The organism is Aquirufa sp. ROCK-SH2 (genome assembly GCF_054558315.1).
The window spans coordinates 637,277-659,087 of record NZ_JBPXKB010000002.1 but is presented as its reverse complement, the minus strand read 5'-3'; the positions used below and the strand labels follow the sequence as shown (position 1 = coordinate 659,087).

Here is a 21,811-nt window from a genome sequence, read left to right as displayed (position 1 = left end):
TAAAATCATGAAAATTAGACTTATAAAAATTGTCGCTTTCACTTTGTTATCAGGAGCTTTTTTCTCTTGCGAGGACTTAACAACAGTGAACATTAACCCCAATGGCGTTCAGCCAGATGTGGTTAACCCGAATTTAATTCTCCCAACAGTATTAACTGAAATGTCTAAAAACTATGTCAATTTAGGCTATCAAGATATTGCTGGAGTAGTACAACATACCCAAAAAGATGCTTGGTCTTCTGGCCATAATGATTATGATTGGGGTGGAAATCAAAGCTGGACAGGTTATTACGATTTATTAAGAAATAATGACTTATTGTACAATCGTTCAGTTGCTTTAAATCTAGAATTTCACCAAGGAGTTGCCTTAATTAACAAAGCATTTCTTTTTGGATTAATCACTGACCTTTGGGGAGATGCACCTTATACAAATGCGTTAAAAGGTGAAACGGGAGGGGTTGCTAATATTCTTCCATCATACGATTCTCAAGAGGTAATTTATACTGGAATTTTAGCAGATTTAGATAAAGCAAATAAGCTATTATCTAAACAAAAAGCTGATTACTCAAATATTGTTGATAACCTTGATGTAATCTATGCAGGTGATCCTACTAAGTGGAGAAAAATGGCAAATTCATTGGCATTACGTTATTTCATGCGTATTTCAAGCAAAAAGCCTGATGTGGCAAAAGCGGGAATTGAAAATATCGTAAAAAATGCTGCTAACTATCCAATTATTACAGCTAACTCTGATGATGCAACTATGGCTTTTCCAGGAACAAGTGATGGAACTTCTTGGCCTGCTAATGCAGTGTATGATGTCAGCGGTAGTAATTATAGACGTATCAAAATGGCTGCTACATTTGTCAAATACCTACAAGCTGTAAAAGATCCTCGTTTAGGTGTTTGGGCTGCAAAAGTTGAGATTCCTTTAGTCGTTGATGAAACATTACCAGCTAAAACAGATAAAATCATTGATGGAAAAAGATATTTGTCGCCAGATGTAGTTGGAAAAACGATGGTTGATACCAATCCAGATTATGTTGGATTACCAACTTCTTTCTCTCAATTACCTTCTGCTTATAATATGAATCCTACGCCCGGGCAAACTTCGTTTAACCCACACGTTTCGTTCCTAAATCCAATGTATAAAAATGCAAATGGAGCATTACTAAAAGCTCGTTTAATTTCTGCGGCAGAAGTGAATTTCATTTTAGCTGAGGCTGCTTTAAAAGGCTGGTCTGTTGGTGATGCGAAAACGTATTATGAAAATGGAGTAAAAGCCTCTCTATCAACTTGGGGTAAAAGTGGAGATGCATCTACTTATTTAGCTAATGATGGTGTAAGCTACAAAGGAACTGTTCAACAAGTAATCGAACAAAAGTGGATCGCTAGCTGGACAGCTGCTACTGAGGCATGGTTTGATTTCCGTCGTACAGGTTTCCCTGATTTGAAAGCTGGACCTGCAGGTAAACGTCAAGCTTTACCGCTTCGTTTTTACTACATGCAAGACGAATTAAGAATCAATGCAAAAAATGCAGCCGCTGCATTGGACAAATTAGAAATTACTAATTTTTCTCAAGCAGATGGCAAAAATAGTGCGTGGTCTAAACCGTGGGTTTTGCAAGGCACTAACAAACCTTACTAATTATTTTTTTAAACGGGCTATGTTTCATAGCCCGTTTAAAATGCTCTTTACCTATTTAATCATCAATGAAAATTAAGTTAGTTTTTTCCCTTTTAATACTTTCAATTTGTTTTTCAGCTTTAGCGACTGCCCAGGACTTAAAAGTCGGGGCAGCTGTTAGAGTCATTACACCTAATCCATTATTACCTGTTTCTGGGGGAATTGGTACCCCAAAACCTAGCACAGAAAAAAAAGGCGAATTGTATGCCAGAGCGATGGTCTTCGAACAAGGAAATACACGATTTGCCATCGTTAATGTAGATAACCTAGGTTGGTCTTCTATATTGGGTAATAAATCAAGAGCTTTGATCAAAGGGATAGCACCTGAAAATATTTTAATTGGCGCTACACACACACATAGTGCCCCAGATGCATACGGTTTTCCAGATGAAAAAGGAAAAAACTATGCCGATTTAAAATACTTAGATTTTTGCGTTCAACAAATTGCAGACGCAGTTAACGAAGCCATCAAAAAATTAGAACCAGCCACTTTAAAAATTAATGTAGCAGAAGCCAAAGGAAAAATTGCCTACAATTATTATGCACCCGCTCTCTACGACCCACGCTGTGGTGTTATTCAAGCAACATCCACTTCTGGCAAAACCATTGCAACCTTGGTCAATTATGCAGTACATCCAGAAGTATTAGGAAGTAAGCAAGGTATTTTGAGCCCTGATTTAGTTGGGCCCTTGTACGATAGAATTGAAGAAAAAACAGGCGGAATCGCTTTGTTTATGAATGGAGCGCAAGGTGGAATGGTCACAGCTGATACTCGCTTAGAGTATGGCAAAGAAGGTCAAGGACAAAAAGAAGATAATACCTGGGAAGAATGTATTCGAATTGGAAATCTTTTGGCAGATGAAGCTTTGAGAATTATTTCCAATGCACCAACCTTACAAAATCCAAGTATTTTTTGTACCCATAAAATGGTAGAATTGCCCGTTGACTCAGAAATGATGCGTTATATCTTATATAATTCACCCTTAAAATACGAATCGAAAAAACCGAATGTGGTAAGCACACAAGTGAATTTACTTAACATTGGTCCCGCCCAAATATTAACCATCCCCGGCGAAGCATTACCCAATGTTGGATATTACATAAAACGAAATATGCCCACCAAAATGCCTTTCCTTTTTGGTCTAACCAACGACGCATTCGGATATATGCTCGCGAAGGTAGATTACAACAGCTTCAAAAGATATGAATATGTGAGTCGGACAAGCTTAGGCGAAATGACTGCAGAAATATACATGGAAAAAGCGCTGGAATTAGTCAAATCAAGCCCGCAGCCCATTAAATAACACCATCATCAATTATTATTTACTATGAAAAGAGCTCTCGTATCTTTTGTGATACTTTTCTTTACCGTATCTCAACTTATTGCCCAACAAATAGAACCTACGTATGCTGAGCGAATGGGTTTTCCGAAAGGGAAAAAAGTGGTTATTTTCCATGTGGATGACTGCGGAATGTCTTATTCTTCCAACCAAGGTGCATATAAATCCATCGAACAAGGAGTTGCCACTTCATGCAGTATCATGATGCCATGTCCCTGGGCTGCTAGTTTTGTTCACTACATTCAAAAAAATCACCCAAATTTAGATGCAGGTCTACACCTAACCTTAACTTCTGAGTGGAATGAATATCGTTGGCCAGCATTGTCAGGTTTTCAACAAGTCCCAGGTTTAACAGATGGAGATGCTTGTATGTATCACAGTGTGGAACAAGTCATCAAAAATGCTAGTCCAGATGAAGTAGAAAAAGAAATCCGCGCACAAATTGCTCGCTCTGAAAAATTAGGCTGGAAGCCAACACATTTAGATTCTCACATGGGAACACTCTTCGCTTATCCTCCCTTTTTGGAACGCTATATCAAAGTGGGAATCGAAAAAGGAATTCCAGTCATGTTCCCTGGTGGAAATAATAAAATGTTATTCGAATCCATGAATCTGCCTTTGATCAAAAAATTAAAAGCGGAAGGAAAATATGTGGAGGGCATGAAATTACCTGCTGTCAAATATGGATTGACAGATATGGGACCTGAAGCCAAAAAAATAGGTGAAAAATTGTGGAATGCGGGCTTACCTGTTTTGGATGATTTACATACATATAGTGGCGATTGGAAACCCGAAGGTTCCAATGTCAGTTCAGCCGATTGGGGTAAATACAAAGCTCAACAATGGATTTCTACTTTGCAAAATATGAATCCAGGGGTAGCGATGTTGATTGTGCATAGCAGCGATATTACGGAGGAATTTAAATTTATTAGCGGTTCAGGAGGATCTCGTTTGGCAGATATGAATTCTCTGATGCATCCCGATTTAAAAGCCTATATTGAAAAAGAAGGCATCATTTTAACCACTTTCCGTGAATTATTGGAAAGACGCAAGAAGATCAAATAAATGAAAAAAGTACTTATTCTTCTATTCTTCGCATCTTTTTCAAGTTTAGCTCAAAATTCGGCTATTCTTGAATCCATGCTTATTTTTCCAGGACAAGAAAAACACGTTCACGGCAATAGCCATGTCCTTTTACCCAATGGCGACTACCTTGCTGTATGGTTTTATGGAAGTGGGGAAAGAACATCAGACGATGTTAAATTAATGGGTGCCCGATTGAAAAAAGGTGATAAAAAATGGTCAGAACCCTTTTTAATGGCAGATACTCCCAACATTCCAGACTGCAATCCTGTCTTGTTTTTAAATCAAAAAAATAAACTTTTTTTGGTTTGGATTGCGGTTCAAGCGAATCAATGGGAACAATCTATTTTAAGAGTTAGGACTTCCAATAATTACCAAAATTCAGGAGCGCCTGTTTGGGAATGGCAAGACAATATTTTACTAAAACCGAATGATCAATTTGCGAAAGAGGTTGCAAGCAAATTGAAACAATTACCTGAACATCACATCGGATGGGCAGGTTACGCTCCCAAATACGATCAAATGATCCAAAAAGCGAGCGAAGATGCTGTAAAAAGAAGTTTTGGATGGATGACTAGAATCAAACCATTGGTCCTAGAAAACAACAAAATAATTCTACCCCTCTATTCTGATGGATATAATTTTTCCATGATGGCCATCTCTGATGATCAGGGCGATTCTTGGCACCCAAGTTTACCATTAGTAGGCAGAGGTCCTATTCAACCAGCCATTGTCAATTTAAAAAGCGGTAAAATTTTGGCCTATTGTAGAGACAGTGGTGACAATCCTCCAAGAGTTCATCTCAGCGAATCGTTGGATAACGGCGAAACTTGGTCCGCCTCCACCAAAACAGACATTCCTAATACCGCCAGCGTGGAGCTATTATTTTTACAAGATGGCCGCTTGGCTTTTGTGGGAAATGATATAGAGGATGGCAGAAACCAATTGAGCCTATTTTTATCTGATGACGAAGGAAAATCTTGGAAATGGAAAACCTTCATCGAGAAAGTGGAACCAAATAAAGGCAGTTTTTCCTACCCCAGTTTGAGCCAAAGTAAAGACGGATTATTGCACCTCTCCTATTCATCGCACATCGGAAAAGATCAAAAATCCATCAAATATGTGGTCATTGACCCGAACAAAATAAAATAGCATTCTTCATTCTGAACCTATATAATTATGAAAAACATACAACAAACGATTTTAATTTTCTTAGGACTTTTCACTTTTTTTCAGCCAATTTTGGCTCAAAAAAGTCAACAACCTGTTTATCAAGATAAACCTTATTGGCAAGACTATAGCATCAAATATTTTTTGAATAAAGATAAAAATAGTAGCTTGATCAATGCTGAATCAGATAGGAATGGTAATATCATTTTAATGAGTTCAACGGGTACACTTTTACCGCATGATGGTGAATTTCTTTATCCAGGAACTTTGATAAAAGACACAAAGTATCGAACCAGTGCACCTAAAAAAATCGTAGGATTGAATAAATACCAAAATCAATTCATTTTAGTGGATGATAAAGCGGTATTAAGCCATGCATTTGCGGGAAGTATTTATTCTCGACATGAATTAGCTACTGCCAATCAAGTAGTAGGCGGAAAGGATTTCAGCTTTTTAATTTCAGATGGCCACAATGTCCATTTGATTCAAAATTCTAACACCTTGGCAAAATTCAATATTCAAGATGATTCTGTGCTTGATTTGATTTACCAAAGCTCTAGTCAACAATTTTTCATTTTGGGACAAAAGTCGATTTATTGCCTTTCTCTAGCTCAAAAAAACTTGCAAAAATGTTTCTCGGGTGGACCTTTCACGGCTTTTGACATTGCTGAAAACACCCATCAATTGTATTTAGGCACAAATAATGGTTACCTAATCTTTGACACAAAAACACAAAAACAAGCAGGAGATATTCAACAAAAATTACCTTGGACCGAAATCACTTCAGTGAAAGCCTTGGGAGACAAAATATGGTTTGGAACAACAAAAGGAGCCTTTGCTTTGAAATCGAATGGAAAATTCGACTACTACAATGGCGAGCGTTGGTTGCCAAGCAATGAAGTAAAAGATATTTCGGAAGGACCGAATCATTCGGTTTTAATAACAACCAATGCAGGTTTGGGACAAATTTGTTTCAAAAAAATGACTTTGCACGACAAGGCCGTTTTTTATGACCAACAAGTCCGTAAAAGACATATTCGAAATGGATTTAATGCTTCATTGGATCGCATTGAAAAAGGAAATGTAACGACTGGTTATTTATCCGATTCAGACAATGATGGACTTTGGACTTCCATGTATTTGGGAGGAGAAATTTTCAGATATGCGATTACAAAAGATCCTGAAGCTTTACAAAATTGCAGAGAATCATTGGATGCGATGGAACGTTTGTACAAGCTAACTCCAGTCCCAGGATTTCCTGCACGCTCTTTTGAAAGACGAGGATTTATTTCCAGTTTATCGGATCCAGAAAGATGGCAGCATTCTCCAGATCCTGAATGGGATTTCAAATCGACAACCAGTAGCGATGAAGTAATTGGTCATATTTTTGCTTTTGGAGCAATGGCGGAATTAGTAGATGATCCTGATTTGAAAAAACGCTCCATTGTGTTGATTGACACCTTGATGTCGCACATTTTAAAGAACAATCTTTACTTGATTGATTTTGATGGCAAACCAACCATGTGGGGAAAATGGCACCCGGATTATGTGAATTCATTCCCTAAAAACGTAGGCGATCGAAAACTAAATTCATCGAATATTACGGCAATGCTTCAAACTGCCTATCATTTCACCAAAAAAGAGAAATACAAACAAAAAGCCTTTGAATTATTGACAAAATACGGATATTATGAAAATTTAATGCGTCCATTTAGTATTTTGGGTAAAGCTGATCCTAATGCTGATGAACATGCCAAAAATATGTCAGATAGTTGGAATCACTCAGATGACGAGATGTATTATGTTGGGTATTGGGGACTTTATAGATATGCATTCAATGATACCTTAAAAGCCAGTTTTAAAAAATCCATCATTGACCATTGGGAAATTGAACGTCCAGAAAAAGAAGGTGCTTGGAATATATTTACTGCCCTAACTAAAACAAAACAATTCGATTTAGAAGAAGCCGCTTGGTATCTTCGGGAACATCCTTTGGATTTAATCGACTGGAGTATTCAAAATAGTCACAGAAAGGACATTGTAAAAATTCCTGAGAATTTCCGTAAACAAACGCTTAAAGAAGTGCTTCCTCCTGATGAAAGACCCATTCAACGCCACAATGCAAATATGTTTAATCTAGACAGAAATGGAGGCAATGGCCTATCAGAACATAGCGCAGGAGATATTTGGTTATTGCCCTATTGGATGGGAAGATATTTGGGAGTCATTTCAGAGCCAAGAAAATGAAAAATCATTACTCTACTTATTTAATCATATTTTTATTAACCCTCTCCAACATAGGATTTGGCCAAAGTAACATACAAATTTCTGCCCATAGAGGTAATTCGGGACTGGCTCCCGAAAATACCTTAGCAACCTTCCAAAAGGTATTAGAATTGGGTGTTGATTACATCGAAATTGATGTAAGAACATCGGCAGATAATCAATTAGTCATTTTACATGATGGAACACTGAATAGAACAAGCAATGGAATCGGGCCTATTGCGCTTCTGACTTTGGCAGAAATAAAAAATTTGCGAGCCAACAAAGGATGGGAACAGGCCTTTCCAGAAGAAAAGATTCCTACTTTGGAAGAAACAGCCCAATTGATCTCGAACTGGAATAAGAACCATTCGAAAAAAACCTATATCTATGTAGATTGTAAACAAGTAGCAGCCACACCATTGGTAGAAATGCTACAGAAATATGATTTAGCTAAACATTCCATTTTTTATGGCTCAGATGATTTTCTTGCCCAATTAAAAACGGTTTTTCCAGCCTCCAAAAGAATGCCAAGTTTACGATCAGAAGCAGAAATAGATACTAAAATTTCCCGCTTAGAACCCTACGCTTTTGATGTCTCTTGGAATATTGTAAACGAACAATTGGTTCAAAAAATACACGACAAAAAAGTCAAAGTCTTCAGTGACATTTTAGGACCTTTGGACAATCCTACTAACTACCATAAGGCCATTGAGTGGAAATTGGATTTGATCCAAACGGATCATGTTAGAGGTAAGAGGTAAGAGGTAAAAGGTAAATTAAACCCGATGGCTGAGGTTCTCGAAGCCAGATGATGCAATAACCCGATGGCTGAGGTTCTCGAAGCCAGAGAAAAAAACATTTACCTTTTACCTATTACCTATTACCTTTTACCTCTTACCTATTACCTATTACCTCTTACCTCTTACCTCTTACCTATTACCTATTACCTTTTACCTCTTACCTATTACCTATTACCTATTACCTCTTACCTCTTACCTACTTCATACCTCGAAGGCACCTCTCCTGTCAATTTTTTGAAAACACGATTAAAATAAGATAGGCTTTCAAAGCCCGATTCAAAGCAAGTTTCTGTCACCGTTTTATTTTGTAATAAAAGCTTTTTGGCATAATTGATTCGATACTGATTGACAAAATCGGTATAGGTCAAATGAGTGCTTTTTTTAAAATAACGGCAAAATGCAGGTACACTTAAACTAACCTCATCGGCAATGGATTGAACATCAATGGCATTTTGGAAATTCTTCTCTACAAATTGATAAATCCGATGCATGCGTTCTTGTTGTTTCAACACACTTTGACTCGCGATTGGCCGAACTTGTAATGCCTCATACTCTTCGCTTTCAGCCAAAAATTGCAAAATTCCCATCAATTCAACAAATTGATGAAATCTGTCTAACTCGTTTAATTTCTTCAGTCGAGCCCCTGCTATTTGCTTGGTTTCTCCATTGAATGCCAATCCAGATTTTGCTCTCTCTACTAAAGTAGCTACTTTATCCAATTCAGGTATAACGGATAAACCATGCTCAAAATAAAATTCAGGAAACTGAATAACTACTGTTTCCGCAACCGTTTTGACCCCATAATCAAAATTCAAATGAGGAATATGTGGCCCAATCAAAGCTAAATCACCACCATAATAAGTGGAAATATGATCCCCAATATGCCGAATTCCCTTTTCGGCTTCTACATAAACCAATTCGATTTCTGGATGAAAATGCCAATAAAAAACTTCATTCAATTTCGGTGTCAATAAAATCCGAAACGAACTATTTTCATCAGCACGAATTTGCTCAAAATTTATTTTCATTAACTAAATATCTATAAATAATCTACAATTGTCAAATAAAATATCAATACAGTACAAATATCTATCAATTCAGAGAAAAATAAATCAGGGAATTCTACGGAAATTTGTCACAACAAAAACAAAGAAAATCTGATAAAATTAATAAATTAGAAAACCTTTCAACAAATAGGATTATGTCAAACGAAACAATGGTGCCCAATAACGCACATTACGATATTCCCGGAAATCCATCCACAGCAAAAAGTAGTACACTACAATTAAACGATCGTTCCAATGGTGCTCCTCTTCGAGTATTAAGCGAAGCAGATTGGGATTTCTGGAAACACAATGGTTACATCATTATTAAAAATGCTGTTCCTAGAGAACAAGCATTAGCCACCGCAAATTTCTTATGGGAGTTTGAGGAAAAAGACCCTAAGGACCCGAGTACATGGTACACAGCACCTAGAGCAGAAATGAAAATGAAGGAATTGGCAAATACGGGTATGGTGGAGTGTTATAACAACCAACATTTATGGAATAATCGCCAAATACAAAAGGTATACGATGCCTTTGTTGATATTTGGGGAACGGAGAAATTATGGGTTACAATTGATCGAGCCAATTTAAATTTTCCCATTCGACCGGGACATGAATACAAAGCATTTATTCATTGGGATTATGACCCTGAAACAAAGCCTGTGAATGTACAAGGCGTCTTAGCATTGGTGGACCAATTGGATGAAAATATGGGTGGATTTCAATGTATCCCTGAACTATTTAGAACCTACGATACTTGGAAATTGAGTCAACCCGAAAACCGAGATCGCTTCAAACCAGATACGACAGGGTTTACTCCTACAAAAGTTAAATTAGAAGCTGGAGATTTATTGATTTTCAATAGCACGCAACCACATGGAATTCGAGCAAATAACAGCGATAAAGTACGTTGTGCACAATATATTTCTATGATGCCTGCAGAAGAAGACAATGAAGAATTACGCAATTGGCGAATTAACTCATGGAAAAACCGCATTGCCCCTGAGGGGTATGCCTTCCCTGGAGATCCTAGAAAATGGGAACAAACCAAGTATAAAACTGCTGAGTTGAATGAATTAGGGGAGAAAATTTTAGGATTGAAAAATTGGTAAGATGAAAAAGGAGAATCGGATTGCTTTTTTGTGCTAATTTTTACCTAATTTACTCAGCATAATAAACCTATTACATGAAAAAGATTCTGATTCTCACCCTATTATCCATATCGTTCCTAGGCAATGCCAAGCCAAAAAAAGAAAAATGGATTCAACTGTTTAATGGTAAAAATTTAGACAATTGGACGGTAAAAATTCACCACCATGAGGTAGGAGATAATTTTGGCAATACCTTTAGGGCAGAGGATGGAATGATCAAAGTGAGATATGATCAATATGATAAGTTCAATGAACGTTATGGGCATTTATATTTCAATAAACCTTTCTCACATTATATTTTACGACTACAATATCGTTTTACAGGCGTGTGGAGAAAAGATGCTCCCAGCTATACTGAAAAAAATTCGGGTGTGATGTTTCACTCACAAGATCCGAACACAATGCCTAAGGAACAAGATTGGCCAATTTCTGTTGAAATGCAATTCCTTGGAGTTTTAGCAGATGGGAAACCGAGACCTACTGGAAATATGTGCTCTCCAGGAACGGATGTTGTTTATCAAGGTAAAATAGATCCAAGACATTGCATCAATTCTACTTCTCCAACCTTTGAAAATGAACAATGGATCACGGCGGAATTAATCGTTCGTGGTGATTCTTTGGTAACTCATAAGATAAATGGCCAAACAGTTTTGGAATACACTCAACCACAAATGGGTGGTGGTGTAGCAAATCGCTATAACCCTGCCATAAAAATAGATGGCCAACTCTTAAAAAGTGGTTTTATTGCTTTGCAGAGTGAAGGTCAAGAAATTGATTTCCGAAACATAGAAGTGTTGGACTTATCAAAATAATTATAATTTAAAATTACTGATATCAATGACCTTGAACTGATACCTTCCAGCATCAAGTAAAAAATCGTATTGCCCAGTGACACCTATAATTTTAAATTTCCCATTGGACATAAAACCTCGAATTTGATGGGTTATGTTCGACTTTTCTGCAGGATTGATCACTAAATCTTTATCGTAAAAGGCAAAAGATTTATTTTTATTATTTAACCAGAAACTATTTTTTAAATTATATGAAGATCCCATCCAGCCTCCAATAAAAATATCTTGCCATCCATCTCCGTTGATATCAACTACATCAAAATACCTTTCGCCAACGGCGGTGTTGGAAAAAAAATATTGAGGCCCTGCTGCGAAATTCCCCTTACCATCATTCCACCAAATTTGTATTCCTCCGCCTGGATCCCCTTCAAATTCCAGTGCCAAATCCAAGAAACCATCATTGTTAAAATCCACGATTCGCGTTTCAATAGGACTCCTATTTTTTGATTTATCTAACACAAAAAATCCAGCATCAAACTTAGTTTTGACGTATTGAAATTTTTGAATTTGAGCGTTAAAAGCATAAATAGCAATGCCTAAAAATGGACCGCTAACAATAATTTCTGGCCTAGAATCCCCCATGACATTTGCAACACCAATGGAAGTAACACCTTCTATATTGGGATACGTACCATCCGTATTGGGATCCGAAATAAAGTTCCTGTCTTCGAAAAAACTACCATCTTTATTTTGAGTATAAACCATTAATCCAGCAACGCCAGGAAATTTACCATTTTGACCGCCCATCATTGATGCAACATTGTCCTCCAATCCATCTCCATTCAAATCACCTTTGGCACTTGAATAAAAAGTATGATCTTCCTGCCCACTTGCTTTAGTAAATTTCAATGTCAAATTATCCTCTACTTGAATTTTTACACTTGGACCGCCCGGTAGATTATTAGTTCCAAAGGCCTCTGAACCATATTCAGATAGGAAATAATTACCATCTGAACCCATATCAGATGAAACTGGACTAGAAAAATTGCTTAAAGGTCCGTCATACGTTTTTTCTACCTCCCAAATTCCCGATTTATTTATTAAATGAATCAAAGGGACTTTATTTACCGATGTTGGATTTAAAATCAAATGCTCCACCCCTTTATAATAGAAAACCTTATAATGACAATGATCCAAACCGCCCGATAAACTTCCAATTTGAACCCAAGCATTGTTAAACAGCACATCTTGCATTTTGGGATATGTACTGGTTAAATCAAATTTGGTAGCAATGTATTTAAAAACACTGTCGTTCTTTACAACAGGATTAGTTGTTACAGGTTGGTTATTGGTAGTGGCAGGACTAATTTCCTCTTTAGAACATGCCTGAAAAAGGGTTAGGATAATGATTAAGTATAATAAACGCATGGATATAATTTTAGAATACAATCTGCAAAAATACAAAAATTATTACATTCTTCATTAAAATATAACAATTCTAGCCTCTTAGCTTTCATCTCTCCGGCTTCGACTCCGCTCAGCCATCGAGCTTCAACCATTTACCTATTACCTTTTACCTATTACCTATTACCTCTTACCTCTTACCTCTTACCTATTACCTCTTACCTCTTACCTCTTACCTATTACCTCTTACCTAAACTTGTCCGCCTTTTCAAATTTCCTATACGGCTTTTTGAAAAAATCTTCCACTGTGCTATTAAACAAGTCTTTGTAGAAAATAGGCGTCGAATGGCCCGAGTTAGGCAAAATCCACAAATAGGATTTTGGGATATTTTCAGCAATTTCCACCGTATGTTTTGCCAAAATCACATCATTATCTCCACCAATTACCAAGGTGGGACATTGAATTTTAGCCAATTCCTGGTGACTAATATGAGGCTGAAAATACAATAGATTTTGCAATTTCAAGGAACGCTTTACTGCCATACTTTGTGGCATTTTCTGTAAACTATCTATTGTATTTTTTACATCTTGAACCACCCAAGCATCAATCGCCAAATCTGCATCTGGAATTAAATTGGCTCCCGTAACCGCTAATTTTTTTACTTTTCGAGGATGTCTGCTTGCCAGCAATAAGCCATTAATTCCTCCATCACTCCAGCCGATTACGTGAGCAGAATCCAACTTCAAATGATCGAGTAAAGCAGCAAAATCATCTGCCATCATTTCATAACTCAAAGAATCTTGGTCGTCCACCGATTTACCTTGAGCACGACTATCCGCTACAATTACTTGATATTTTTGACTAAAAAAAGGAATTTGAAACTTGAAATTTTCGATAGATCCACCATTGCCATGAATGATTAACAAAGGTTCTCCTTTCCCATAAATTTCATAATACATATTGAAACCTCTAATAGACACATATTTGCCCACTTTCGGGTTGTTCCCATAAGGAATAGGGCTTGTTTTTTGCTGAGCAAAAAGACTTGTGACTATTAATAATTGTAAGAAAAGTATTTTCATGATTAAAATTTTACAGTGTTACTGACATTTTTGATGATAAAATTTTGCACAAAGAATATAAAAAAAACTAATTTCTTTATATTGTAAACAAATTATATCACAACTTGGAAATTCTTGCACCCGTTTTTGGGCTATTTACTTCTTTTATACTCATTTATTATTTGAGTTCGCTAAACCGCTCAAATATCTTTTTGGCCCTATTTTTTTTATGTTGCAATTTAGTGGTCATGGTCTATTTTGGGCTTCATTATAGCAAAATAGAATTTTGGGAAGGCATTTGTTTCGTTCATTTTTTACCCTTGTCTTATTTATTAGGCCCCACCCTCTTTTTTTATGTGAAACATACCGTTTCTAGCAATAAATCTTTTCAATTGATCGATACGATCCATTTAATCCCAGCCATTTTTGTGGCCATTGCTTGCTCGCCATTTACCACCTTACCCTTAGACGTAAAAACCAAAATGGCACATGAAATTGTCAATTTCACAGAGGATTACCGCCTAAATTTTTACTGGGTAAGCTTTGAACAGCTCCTATATGCACGTTCCATTCACGTCATACTATATGCCATCATTTCATTGGTTTACTTCTATTGGAACAAACGAATCTTAATTCAAAAATTTGGAGTCACACCTACCAATCATGTCATTATCCAACGTTGGTTTTTCACACTCATTTTTTTACAAGTCTTGATCGCAGTAACCAGTCTTGGTCACATGATTACCTTGTATACCAAACCATTCTTAATTTTAGGCATTTCTTCCATTGAATTATTTAGTGAAAAACATTTTTTCCGTATTTGTGGAGGTGGTTTTTTTATACAAAACTTTTTTCTGTTTTTGTTTCCAAAAATCCTCTACGGAAATATCTCCTATTCGGTGGAAATAGAGGAAGAAAATACCTTCCAAAAAATCAAATCCAGTTTCGCTAAAGAAATCAAACTAAATATTGACTCCCAAGAATTTGAAAAATCCATTCAAACTTATTTGGAAGAATTACCTTTTATCAAAAAAGATTTCACTTTGTCTCAAATGTCTTTTGACTTAAAAATTCCTGAGCGAGTATTATCCAATTATTTCAACAAAGAACTCAACAAAACCTTTGGAGAATGGAAAAATGATCTTCGAATCAACTACGCCTGCGAATTGATTGACAAAGGTTTAGCCAAAAAAATCACCATCGAAGCCATTTCTTCCGAAGTTGGATTTGTGTCAAGATCCAAGTTTATCGATGCATTTAAAACGAGAAAGGGGCTCACTCCTTCCGTTTACATCAAAGAAAAACAGGATTAGTTATTAGTTATTAGGGATTAGTTATTAGTGAGAAATGTAAATAATATTTCTAGTAATAACTAATCCCTAATAACTAATAACTTACTTAGCAATAATTCCCAACTGTTGCATAAAAGCCAAATTATCCATAAAATCTTGCTCCTCAAGAATTTTACCGTCTTTCATTTTAACAATGGTACATCCTATTACATCCACTTCTTTTCCTGTGGCAGGAATACCAAAAAATGGCCCCGTATGTTTTCCTTTAAACTGCCAATATTTTACTAATTTATCACCATCAGCAAAAGATTCCTTAACAGTGAATTGACGTTCAGAAAATCCTACCACAAAATTCTCATAATAGGCTTTTGCATTTGCTTTACCCTTAACCTCAGGAACGGTATGCAAAACTGCATTTTCTGCATAAGCCGTATCTAGAATATTTGTTCGGCCTTCATTCAATGCTACATCCCACACATGTGAGTAATACTTTACATTCTCTTCGCCAAGTTTTGCGTTTTTATCTGCTTCACTTGTGCATGCCAACATAGCTGTGGCAACTAACATACTTAAAATAGTTTTTCTCATTATATAATCGTTTTTAATTGTGTTTCAAAACTATGAATATGAAGTACTACTTCTTTTGAATACCAGCAAACATCTGTTCCGAAAAACACAAAAAGGAACAAAATAGCATTCTCAAAATTTCCATTATAGACTGCTTAATTGGTACTTGCTTTCGTTATATCATTTTCAAAAAAATACACATGAAAAAAATTATTTTACTAGGGGCATTACTTACCTCTACATTGACAATCACAGCGCAAACAGTTGGTAAAATCCTTCATGGCGAAGACAATGGCAAAGGATTTCAATTGGGTTCTGAAAAAAGTGCTAAAATTATTTTAGAATCCGTTAAAGCCTACAATTCTAATAGCTCTGAGGCTGAATCCGCATTCTATTCTGAAGAAATGCAAAAATCGGGTGGCGACTTTAACCGAAAATGGCATCAATCAATGCAAAGCTTGAACAATGTGCCATTGGCAATTTTACCTATTAAGGTACAAGGTTCTTCTGATGAAATTGTTATGTTACAATCGACCGAAGACCGTGTTTTCAAAAATGGTTCTAAACAAAAAGTTAATTTATTTGAACTTTTCAAATTAAATAAAGAAGGAAAAATCATCGATTTCAACCAATATGTGAGCATTCCAGCTAGCAATGAATTTGGCAAAACGTCTGGAGGAAAATACATTGCTAACAAACCGAATGTAGAGGTAGATGGTAGACCCTTTCAATTTTCAAATCGTGGAGAAGTGGCATCCATCGAAAAATTTGTAAAAGCATACAATTCGATGGACGTAAAGTCGGCAGCTGAAGAAATGGCAGAGGAAGTTATAATTGAAGATTTTGATGGAAACAAAAGCATCTTGAAAAAAGATATGCTTCCTGCCATGTTTGCAGAATTTAAATCCTTGGACTGGAAACCTTACATGATTTTACCTTTCAAACTAAAAGATACAGACCCTGTTTCTGGGGCAATGGTTTACGCAACTGAAAAACGTGTATTAAAAGACGGAACTGTTTGGGAGAAAAATTTAGTCGAATTTTTCCGTTTTAATTTAGCCGGTAAAATTGATTCAGTAGAGCAATTTTCTAGAGGAATAAAAAAATAAATCAAATCTTATCATATACATTCTAAACTTATTATCATGAAAAATTTCACAAAAATCGGATTCTTATTTTTTGCTTTTTTAATGGTATCAAATGCTTCAAATGCACAAAACTTCAAAAAAGGATCATTGATTGGTATTCACTCGGGCGTATTAAAATTAGCACCCAATGTAAGCATGAAACAATATGTTGATTTCTTTCATCAAACGCTTCAGCCGCAAATGGAAAAAGAATTTCAATGTAAGTTGATTTTAATACAAAGTGTACGTGGAAAAAACCTGAATCAAACGGGTTTTATCTGGATTTTTGATTCAGAAGCTGCAAGAAATAAAATTTACAAATCGGAGGGAGTATACACTCCATTTGGACAAAATGCCATGAATAAAGTACAAAAAACTTTGGACGCTTGGAATAAATTAGGTTCAGTTGAAACTACCTATACCGATTGGTCAGTTTTATAATCTCACACAAATTTTAACAAACAATAGATGAAAAAATTAATCTTGATGGCTCTTGCCACTACAATCTCATTGATTTCTTGCGAAAAAGATTCAAAAAATCTACCTAATAATGCTGTTGGATACATTTTATCAAGTTCAGACAACATTGAATTAAGTAAAAAATCGATGACAGCCATGGAAAGTGGTGATTCAGCAACGTATAGAAGTACCTATTCGAAAGATGCGGTTTTCTATGATAATTTAGATACTACAACTTTGGACCAGAACATGCAAATGTTTACCAATTTTAAAGCCAAAGGAATTACCATGAAATTGGAGAAATTGTATGACATCAATGAAATGGTTTACGATAAACCCGGGTATTTCGGTGCTAGCAATTATGTTTCGGCGTATGGATTATATTCCCTGACCCGAGGAGATAAGAAAATCTATACGGTCATCCATTCCGTTGATGGCATCAAAGATGGCAAGCAAGTGGTGGAATGGCTTCGCTATGACACAAAAGACATCATTGAGATCTTGAAGTAAAATTAGGTAGTTAGCTATCGGTTTATCAAAATTATTTCCGTTCTTGCTTTCCTAAAAAATAGCACCATGGCCAAAGGCATGAATTCCAAAAAGGCGGAAAAGAAAGAACCGACCAAAACTCCGAAAGAGAAAAAAGAAGAAAAAAGAGAAAAAAAGAAAGCAGGCTATCAATAGATAGCCTTTTCTTTTTAGGGTATTTCAAGTACTTTTGAGCGACATGAGCGCAACTAAACCCAAGGTGTTTTTCATCACCCCTCCTTTCACCCAATTAAATACGCCCTACCCTGCAACGGCCTATTTAAAGGGATTTTTGAATACTAAAGGTCTTGAGTCCTATCAAACTGACTTAGGATTGGAGGTCATTCTGAAGCTTTTTTCAAAAGAGGGACTCAAACAATTATTTGCACACATTGAAGCTTCAGGCAAAAAACTGAACGCAAACGGGCAGCGAATGCTCCGACTAAAACAGTCGTATATTCGCAGCATTGACCCAGTCATTTCTTTTTTGCACGATAAAAACCCCACACTTGCACACCTAATTGCCGAACAAAACTACCTACCTGAAGCATCTCGTTTTCAGCAGGTTTCAGATTTGGAATGGGCCTTTGGCAGTATGGGTGTCCGCGATAAAGCTAGGCATTTAGCTACGCTTTATTTAGAAGATATTTCTGATTTAATCATCGATGCTGTTGATCCCCATTTTGGTTTTAGTCGCTACGCGGAACGACTAGGAAGATCAGCCTCCAGTTTTCAAGAATTAAACCAAGCATTACAAGCGCCACTCACTTACATCGATGATTTATTGGTGGAATTATTAAAGGCCAAAATCGAAAACGAAAAACCCGATTTAGTAGCCATAACAGCTCCCTTTCCTGGCAATTTATACAGCGCCTTGCGTTGTGGGCAATGGATCAAAAAACACCATCCCGAGATCAAGGTCGCATTAGGAGGAGGATATGCAAATACAGAACTACGCTCCCTGCAAGAGACCCGTGTTTTTGAATTTGTCGATTTTATTCTATTAGATGATGGAGAAACACCTTTAATGAACTTATTGGAACATTTGAGAGGCGCAAGGGAATTGAAGGATCTAAAACGGACTTTTTGCTGCATCGATGGAACGGTCACATACCTCAACGGGTCAAAGGATTCCGATGTAAAACAAAAGGACGTCGGGATTCCAGATTACTCGGATTTACCTTTAGACAAGTATTTATCCGTCATTGAGATAGCGAATCCAATGCATCGTTTATGGAGCGATGGACGTTGGAACAAATTGACACTTGCACATGGATGCTATTGGGGCAAATGTACGTTTTGTGACATTTCTTTGGATTACATCAAAAACTACGAATCCACAACAGCACCCATGTTAGTCGATCGCATTGAAGCGATGATTGAACAAACAGGAAACAATGGTTTCCATTTCGTAGATGAAGCTGCCCCGCCAGCATTAATGCGCGATGTAGCCTTGGAAATCATACGCAGAGACTTGACAGTGGTCTGGTGGACGAATATCCGATTTGAGAAAAGTTTCACCAAGGATTTATGTCAATTGCTGGTTCGCTCAGGTTGTATCGCCGTTTCGGGAGGCTTGGAAGTTGCTTCGGATCGATTGTTGGACCTAATAAAAAAAGGAGTCACTGTAGCGCAAGTGGCACAAGTGGCAGATCATTTTACGCAGGCAGGCATTTTGGTCCATGCGTATTTGATGTATGGATTCCCAACGCAGACCGCACAGGAGACGGTGGATTCTCTGGAAGTAGTTCGCCAATTGATTGAAAATGGAGTCATGCACTCAGGCTTTTGGCATCAATTTGCCTTGACAGCGCATAGTCCCGTGGGTCTAAATCCAGAAGACTATCACATTTCAATCCTAAACCCCACACCAGGACAATTTGCCAACAACGATTTAGAGCATAAGGATCCGAAAGGAACGGATCATGCAGCTTTTAGTGAGGGGCTTAAAAAGTCATTGTTTAATTACATGCATGGCATTGGTTTGGACATGCCGCTACAAGAATGGTTTGATTTCAAAATTCCACGGACACAAATCCCGAAAAATTACATAGCACGAATATTGTCTTCCAAAGAAGAAAAATTACCAAAAGCGAACTCCAAAATATGTTGGCTCGGGCCCACTCCAAGCTTAGGGAAGACCACTCGTGGGAAAATTATTTTACACATGAGTATGGGTCGAGAAGAGGAAGAATTACTTGTTCCTGAGAAAATAGGCCCATGGCTCGTAAATATACTTGAAAGCATAAGTGTAGGCCCACATAAAACTTGGAGTTTTGAAGAATTCCAAAATGAATATACACAATCGGGCTTAGGTGATTTTCAGCAATTTTGGCAAGGAGAAATAATCGGGGAACTGCGGGAAATGGGATTTTTGGTGGTGTAGAGAGAAATGTAAGAGGAATTTAGAATTAAAAATGTAGAATTAAGAATACATCTTACCTCTTACATCATACATCTTACGTCAATTTACATTTTCTGTATGGCACAAAAAAAAGTCCCTGAAAATCAGAGACTTAAATTTTTGTTGGCGGTCCGGACGGGACTCGAACCCGCGACCCCATGCGTGACAGGCATGTATTCTAACCAACTGAACTACCGGACCGTGCCTTATTGTGGCACAAAATTAGGCATTTTATCCATCTAAACAATACCTTTGTTAAAAAAAAATAAAAAATATGCACCCTCCTCTCCATCATGAATTCCCAAACGAAAGGTATTTCGCTGAATATCTGAATTTTACAGCCAATGAAAACCTGTTTGAGGTTCTGGAAAAAAATGCATTGGAATTAAGATCTATTTATGAAAATTTAACCCCTCATGATTGGAACTTTGCCTACCAAACGAATAAGTGGACAAGAATTCAACTATTGGGACATATCATTGACACAGAAAGAATTTTTTCCTACCGAGCGCTAGCCATTAGTCGTGGAGAAAAACAATCCCTACCTGGTTTTGATGAAAATTCCTATTTGGTAGAAGCCCAATTTGAAGTTCAGAATCCTCCATTATTATTGCAACAATATACCGCCACAAGAACAGCAAGTATTTGCTTGTTTCAATCTTTCAATGAAGTACAATGGAATAAAATGGGACAGGTCAATAACTTTAACATCAGCGTTCGAGCTTTAGCTTGGATGATCGCTGGACACGAAAAACACCATTTGAAGGTATTGAGAGAAAAATACGAATTGATGTAAGACGTAAGATGTAAGACGTAAGATGTATGATGTAAAACAACATAATCATACATCTTACGTCTTACATCATTATCAATTCTACATTCTTAATTCTACATTACCCTCTATTCCACAGAAAACATATACCCCACTCCTTTTAGCGTTTTGATATAATTTTCTGGAATTTTTTCACGCAATTTACGAATATGAACATCCACCGTTCGTTCTACCACAAACACATCTGTTCCCCACACTTTTTCCAATAACTCATCTCTATTAAAGACTTTATTGGGATTCTTGGCTAAAAAAGACAATAATTCAAATTCTTTTTTGGGTAAAACCAAAGTGCTTCCTTCATAAGTAGCAGAATATTGATTACGATTAATCACAATTCCACCAATTTCAATAATATTCGTTTCCGTCTCTGAAACAGTCGAAACAATATCTCTCTTTAAAATTGCATTGATTCTACTGACCAAAGCTCTTGGTTTGATAGGCTTGATGATATAATCATGTGCACCTGCATCAAAAGCAGCAACTTCGGTATATTCTTCCCCACGAGCCGTTAAAAATAAAATCAAGGTGTTTTTCAATTCAGGCACCAACTTCAGTTGACGAGCAGTTTCTATGCCGTCCATCACGGGCATCATTACATCTAAAATTATCAATGAAGGGATAAATTCTTTCGCAATTTGCAAGGCCTCTTTTCCATCATTTGCCTTTCTTAGAACATAATTCTCTTTGGCCAAATTGTATTCTAACAATTCTAAAATATCTGGATCATCATCCACCAATAAAATTTTAGAAGAACTTAAAGGAAGATTCATAAATTTGCTTTGATGTTGAAAAACTTGGTACAA

At 36.7% G+C, this 21,811-nt stretch carries 19 protein-coding genes and 1 tRNA gene; 14 read left to right on the top strand and 6 right to left on the bottom strand.

Annotated features, from left to right (window positions below; translation table 11 throughout):
* Window positions 1-7 precede the first annotated feature (7 nt).
* The 6 genes from V7S79_RS06885 to V7S79_RS06860 all read left to right on the top strand — a co-directional run bounded on the left by V7S79_RS06885 (window position 8) and on the right by V7S79_RS06860 (window position 8,306).
* Window positions 8-1,648 (top strand): SusD/RagB family nutrient-binding outer membrane lipoprotein, encoded by a 1,641-nt coding sequence (locus V7S79_RS06885; RefSeq protein ID WP_459489824.1) that lies wholly within the window; start codon window positions 8-10, stop codon window positions 1,646-1,648.
* A gap of 65 nt (window positions 1,649-1,713) precedes the next feature.
* Window positions 1,714-2,991 (top strand): hypothetical protein, encoded by a 1,278-nt coding sequence (locus tag V7S79_RS06880; protein WP_459489823.1) that lies wholly within the window; start codon window positions 1,714-1,716, stop codon window positions 2,989-2,991.
* Window positions 2,992-3,015: 24 nt separating this feature from the next.
* The gene (locus V7S79_RS06875) at window positions 3,016-4,092 is read left to right on the top strand and encodes a polysaccharide deacetylase family protein (protein ID WP_459489822.1); all 1,077 of its coding nucleotides are present in this window, start codon (window positions 3,016-3,018) and stop codon (window positions 4,090-4,092) included.
* The gene (locus tag V7S79_RS06870; RefSeq protein WP_459489821.1) at window positions 4,093-5,262 is read left to right on the top strand and encodes a sialidase family protein; all 1,170 of its coding nucleotides are present in this window, start codon (window positions 4,093-4,095) and stop codon (window positions 5,260-5,262) included.
* 27 nt (window positions 5,263-5,289) lie between these two features.
* Window positions 5,290-7,527, top strand: a complete 2,238-nt coding sequence (locus V7S79_RS06865) for a hypothetical protein (RefSeq protein WP_459489820.1) — start codon at window positions 5,290-5,292, stop codon at window positions 7,525-7,527.
* Window positions 7,524-8,306, top strand: a complete 783-nt coding sequence (locus V7S79_RS06860; protein WP_459489819.1) for a glycerophosphodiester phosphodiesterase — start codon at window positions 7,524-7,526, stop codon at window positions 8,304-8,306. Before V7S79_RS06865 ends, V7S79_RS06860 begins: the two co-directional genes overlap by 4 nt.
* A 224-nt stretch (window positions 8,307-8,530) precedes the next feature.
* Here V7S79_RS06860 and V7S79_RS06855 read toward each other — a convergent pair whose 3' ends face one another.
* A complete protein-coding gene (locus V7S79_RS06855) occupies window positions 8,531-9,373 on the bottom strand; it encodes a helix-turn-helix domain-containing protein (RefSeq protein ID WP_459489818.1) in 843 nt (280 codons plus the stop codon).
* A 173-nt stretch (window positions 9,374-9,546) separates the two neighbouring features.
* On the opposite strand from V7S79_RS06855, the gene V7S79_RS06850 reads away from it, so the two are divergent.
* Window positions 9,547-10,503, top strand: a complete 957-nt coding sequence (locus tag V7S79_RS06850; protein WP_459489817.1) for a phytanoyl-CoA dioxygenase family protein — start codon at window positions 9,547-9,549, stop codon at window positions 10,501-10,503.
* Window positions 10,504-10,577: 74 nt separating this feature from the next.
* Window positions 10,578-11,354, top strand: coding sequence for a 3-keto-disaccharide hydrolase (locus V7S79_RS06845; RefSeq protein WP_459489816.1), 777 nt, complete (start codon window positions 10,578-10,580; stop codon window positions 11,352-11,354).
* Here V7S79_RS06845 and V7S79_RS06840 read toward each other — a convergent pair whose 3' ends face one another.
* Both V7S79_RS06840 and V7S79_RS06835 read right to left on the bottom strand, forming a co-directional pair.
* A complete protein-coding gene (locus V7S79_RS06840) occupies window positions 11,355-12,761 on the bottom strand; it encodes an FG-GAP repeat domain-containing protein (RefSeq protein WP_459489815.1) in 1,407 nt (468 codons plus the stop codon). It lies immediately after the preceding gene.
* A gap of 222 nt (window positions 12,762-12,983) precedes the next feature.
* Window positions 12,984-13,820 (bottom strand): alpha/beta fold hydrolase, encoded by an 837-nt coding sequence (locus V7S79_RS06835; protein WP_459489814.1) that lies wholly within the window; start codon window positions 13,818-13,820, stop codon window positions 12,984-12,986.
* 227 nt (window positions 13,821-14,047) lie between these two features.
* Here V7S79_RS06835 and V7S79_RS06830 point away from each other — a divergent pair, with 227 nt between their 5' ends.
* Window positions 14,048-15,112: a helix-turn-helix domain-containing protein gene (locus tag V7S79_RS06830; protein ID WP_459489813.1), complete on the top strand. Its 1,065-nt coding sequence runs from the start codon at window positions 14,048-14,050 to the stop codon at window positions 15,110-15,112.
* An 81-nt stretch (window positions 15,113-15,193) separates the two neighbouring features.
* Here V7S79_RS06830 and V7S79_RS06825 read toward each other — a convergent pair whose 3' ends face one another.
* Window positions 15,194-15,679, bottom strand: coding sequence for an ester cyclase (locus V7S79_RS06825; RefSeq protein ID WP_459489812.1), 486 nt, complete (start codon window positions 15,677-15,679; stop codon window positions 15,194-15,196).
* A gap of 179 nt (window positions 15,680-15,858) precedes the next feature.
* Between V7S79_RS06825 and V7S79_RS06820 the strand changes: the two genes are divergently transcribed.
* From V7S79_RS06820 to V7S79_RS06805, 4 genes are all read left to right on the top strand, one after another.
* Window positions 15,859-16,767: a hypothetical protein gene (locus V7S79_RS06820; RefSeq protein ID WP_459489811.1), complete on the top strand. Its 909-nt coding sequence runs from the start codon at window positions 15,859-15,861 to the stop codon at window positions 16,765-16,767.
* A 36-nt stretch (window positions 16,768-16,803) separates the two neighbouring features.
* Complete coding sequence (locus tag V7S79_RS06815) at window positions 16,804-17,226, top strand: hypothetical protein (protein ID WP_459489810.1); 423 nt, start codon at window positions 16,804-16,806, stop codon at window positions 17,224-17,226.
* Between the two features lie 27 nt (window positions 17,227-17,253).
* The gene (locus V7S79_RS06810) at window positions 17,254-17,754 is read left to right on the top strand and encodes a hypothetical protein (protein ID WP_459489809.1); all 501 of its coding nucleotides are present in this window, start codon (window positions 17,254-17,256) and stop codon (window positions 17,752-17,754) included.
* Window positions 17,755-17,971: 217 nt separating this feature from the next.
* Window positions 17,972-20,158, top strand: a complete 2,187-nt coding sequence (locus tag V7S79_RS06805) for a B12-binding domain-containing radical SAM protein (RefSeq protein ID WP_459489808.1) — start codon at window positions 17,972-17,974, stop codon at window positions 20,156-20,158.
* A 142-nt stretch (window positions 20,159-20,300) separates the two neighbouring features.
* Here V7S79_RS06805 and V7S79_RS06800 read toward each other — a convergent pair.
* Window positions 20,301-20,377 (bottom strand) — tRNA-Asp (locus V7S79_RS06800).
* A 73-nt stretch (window positions 20,378-20,450) separates the two neighbouring features.
* Between V7S79_RS06800 and V7S79_RS06795 the strand changes: the two genes are divergently transcribed.
* Complete coding sequence (locus tag V7S79_RS06795; RefSeq protein WP_459489807.1) at window positions 20,451-20,972, top strand: DinB family protein; 522 nt, start codon at window positions 20,451-20,453, stop codon at window positions 20,970-20,972.
* 104 nt (window positions 20,973-21,076) lie between these two features.
* Here V7S79_RS06795 and V7S79_RS06790 read toward each other — a convergent pair whose 3' ends face one another.
* Window positions 21,077-21,778: a response regulator transcription factor gene (locus tag V7S79_RS06790; protein WP_459489806.1), complete on the bottom strand. Its 702-nt coding sequence runs from the start codon at window positions 21,776-21,778 to the stop codon at window positions 21,077-21,079.
* Window positions 21,779-21,811: the final 33 nt, after the last annotated feature.

Bases quoted from the DNA above. Each gene is read 5' to 3' on its own strand.
- V7S79_RS06885 (WP_459489824.1), top strand. From the start codon at position 8: ATGAAAATTAGACTTATAAAAATTGTCGCTTTCACTTTGTTATCAGGA.
- V7S79_RS06880 (WP_459489823.1), top strand. From the start codon at position 1,714: ATGAAAATTAAGTTAGTTTTTTCCCTTTTAATACTTTCAATTTGTTTT.
- V7S79_RS06875 (WP_459489822.1), top strand. From the start codon at position 3,016: ATGAAAAGAGCTCTCGTATCTTTTGTGATACTTTTCTTTACCGTATCT.
- V7S79_RS06870 (WP_459489821.1), top strand. From the start codon at position 4,093: ATGAAAAAAGTACTTATTCTTCTATTCTTCGCATCTTTTTCAAGTTTA.
- V7S79_RS06865 (WP_459489820.1), top strand. From the start codon at position 5,290: ATGAAAAACATACAACAAACGATTTTAATTTTCTTAGGACTTTTCACT.
- V7S79_RS06860 (WP_459489819.1), top strand. From the start codon at position 7,524: ATGAAAAATCATTACTCTACTTATTTAATCATATTTTTATTAACCCTC.
- V7S79_RS06855 (WP_459489818.1), bottom strand. From the start codon at position 9,373: ATGAAAATAAATTTTGAGCAAATTCGTGCTGATGAAAATAGTTCGTTT.
- V7S79_RS06850 (WP_459489817.1), top strand. From the start codon at position 9,547: ATGTCAAACGAAACAATGGTGCCCAATAACGCACATTACGATATTCCC.
- V7S79_RS06845 (WP_459489816.1), top strand. From the start codon at position 10,578: ATGAAAAAGATTCTGATTCTCACCCTATTATCCATATCGTTCCTAGGC.
- V7S79_RS06840 (WP_459489815.1), bottom strand. From the start codon at position 12,761: ATGCGTTTATTATACTTAATCATTATCCTAACCCTTTTTCAGGCATGT.
- V7S79_RS06835 (WP_459489814.1), bottom strand. From the start codon at position 13,820: ATGAAAATACTTTTCTTACAATTATTAATAGTCACAAGTCTTTTTGCT.
- V7S79_RS06830 (WP_459489813.1), top strand. From the start codon at position 14,048: ATGGTCTATTTTGGGCTTCATTATAGCAAAATAGAATTTTGGGAAGGC.
- V7S79_RS06825 (WP_459489812.1), bottom strand. From the start codon at position 15,679: ATGAGAAAAACTATTTTAAGTATGTTAGTTGCCACAGCTATGTTGGCA.
- V7S79_RS06820 (WP_459489811.1), top strand. From the start codon at position 15,859: ATGAAAAAAATTATTTTACTAGGGGCATTACTTACCTCTACATTGACA.
- V7S79_RS06815 (WP_459489810.1), top strand. From the start codon at position 16,804: ATGAAAAATTTCACAAAAATCGGATTCTTATTTTTTGCTTTTTTAATG.
- V7S79_RS06810 (WP_459489809.1), top strand. From the start codon at position 17,254: ATGAAAAAATTAATCTTGATGGCTCTTGCCACTACAATCTCATTGATT.
- V7S79_RS06805 (WP_459489808.1), top strand. From the start codon at position 17,972: ATGAGCGCAACTAAACCCAAGGTGTTTTTCATCACCCCTCCTTTCACC.
- V7S79_RS06795 (WP_459489807.1), top strand. From the start codon at position 20,451: ATGCACCCTCCTCTCCATCATGAATTCCCAAACGAAAGGTATTTCGCT.
- V7S79_RS06790 (WP_459489806.1), bottom strand. From the start codon at position 21,778: ATGAATCTTCCTTTAAGTTCTTCTAAAATTTTATTGGTGGATGATGAT.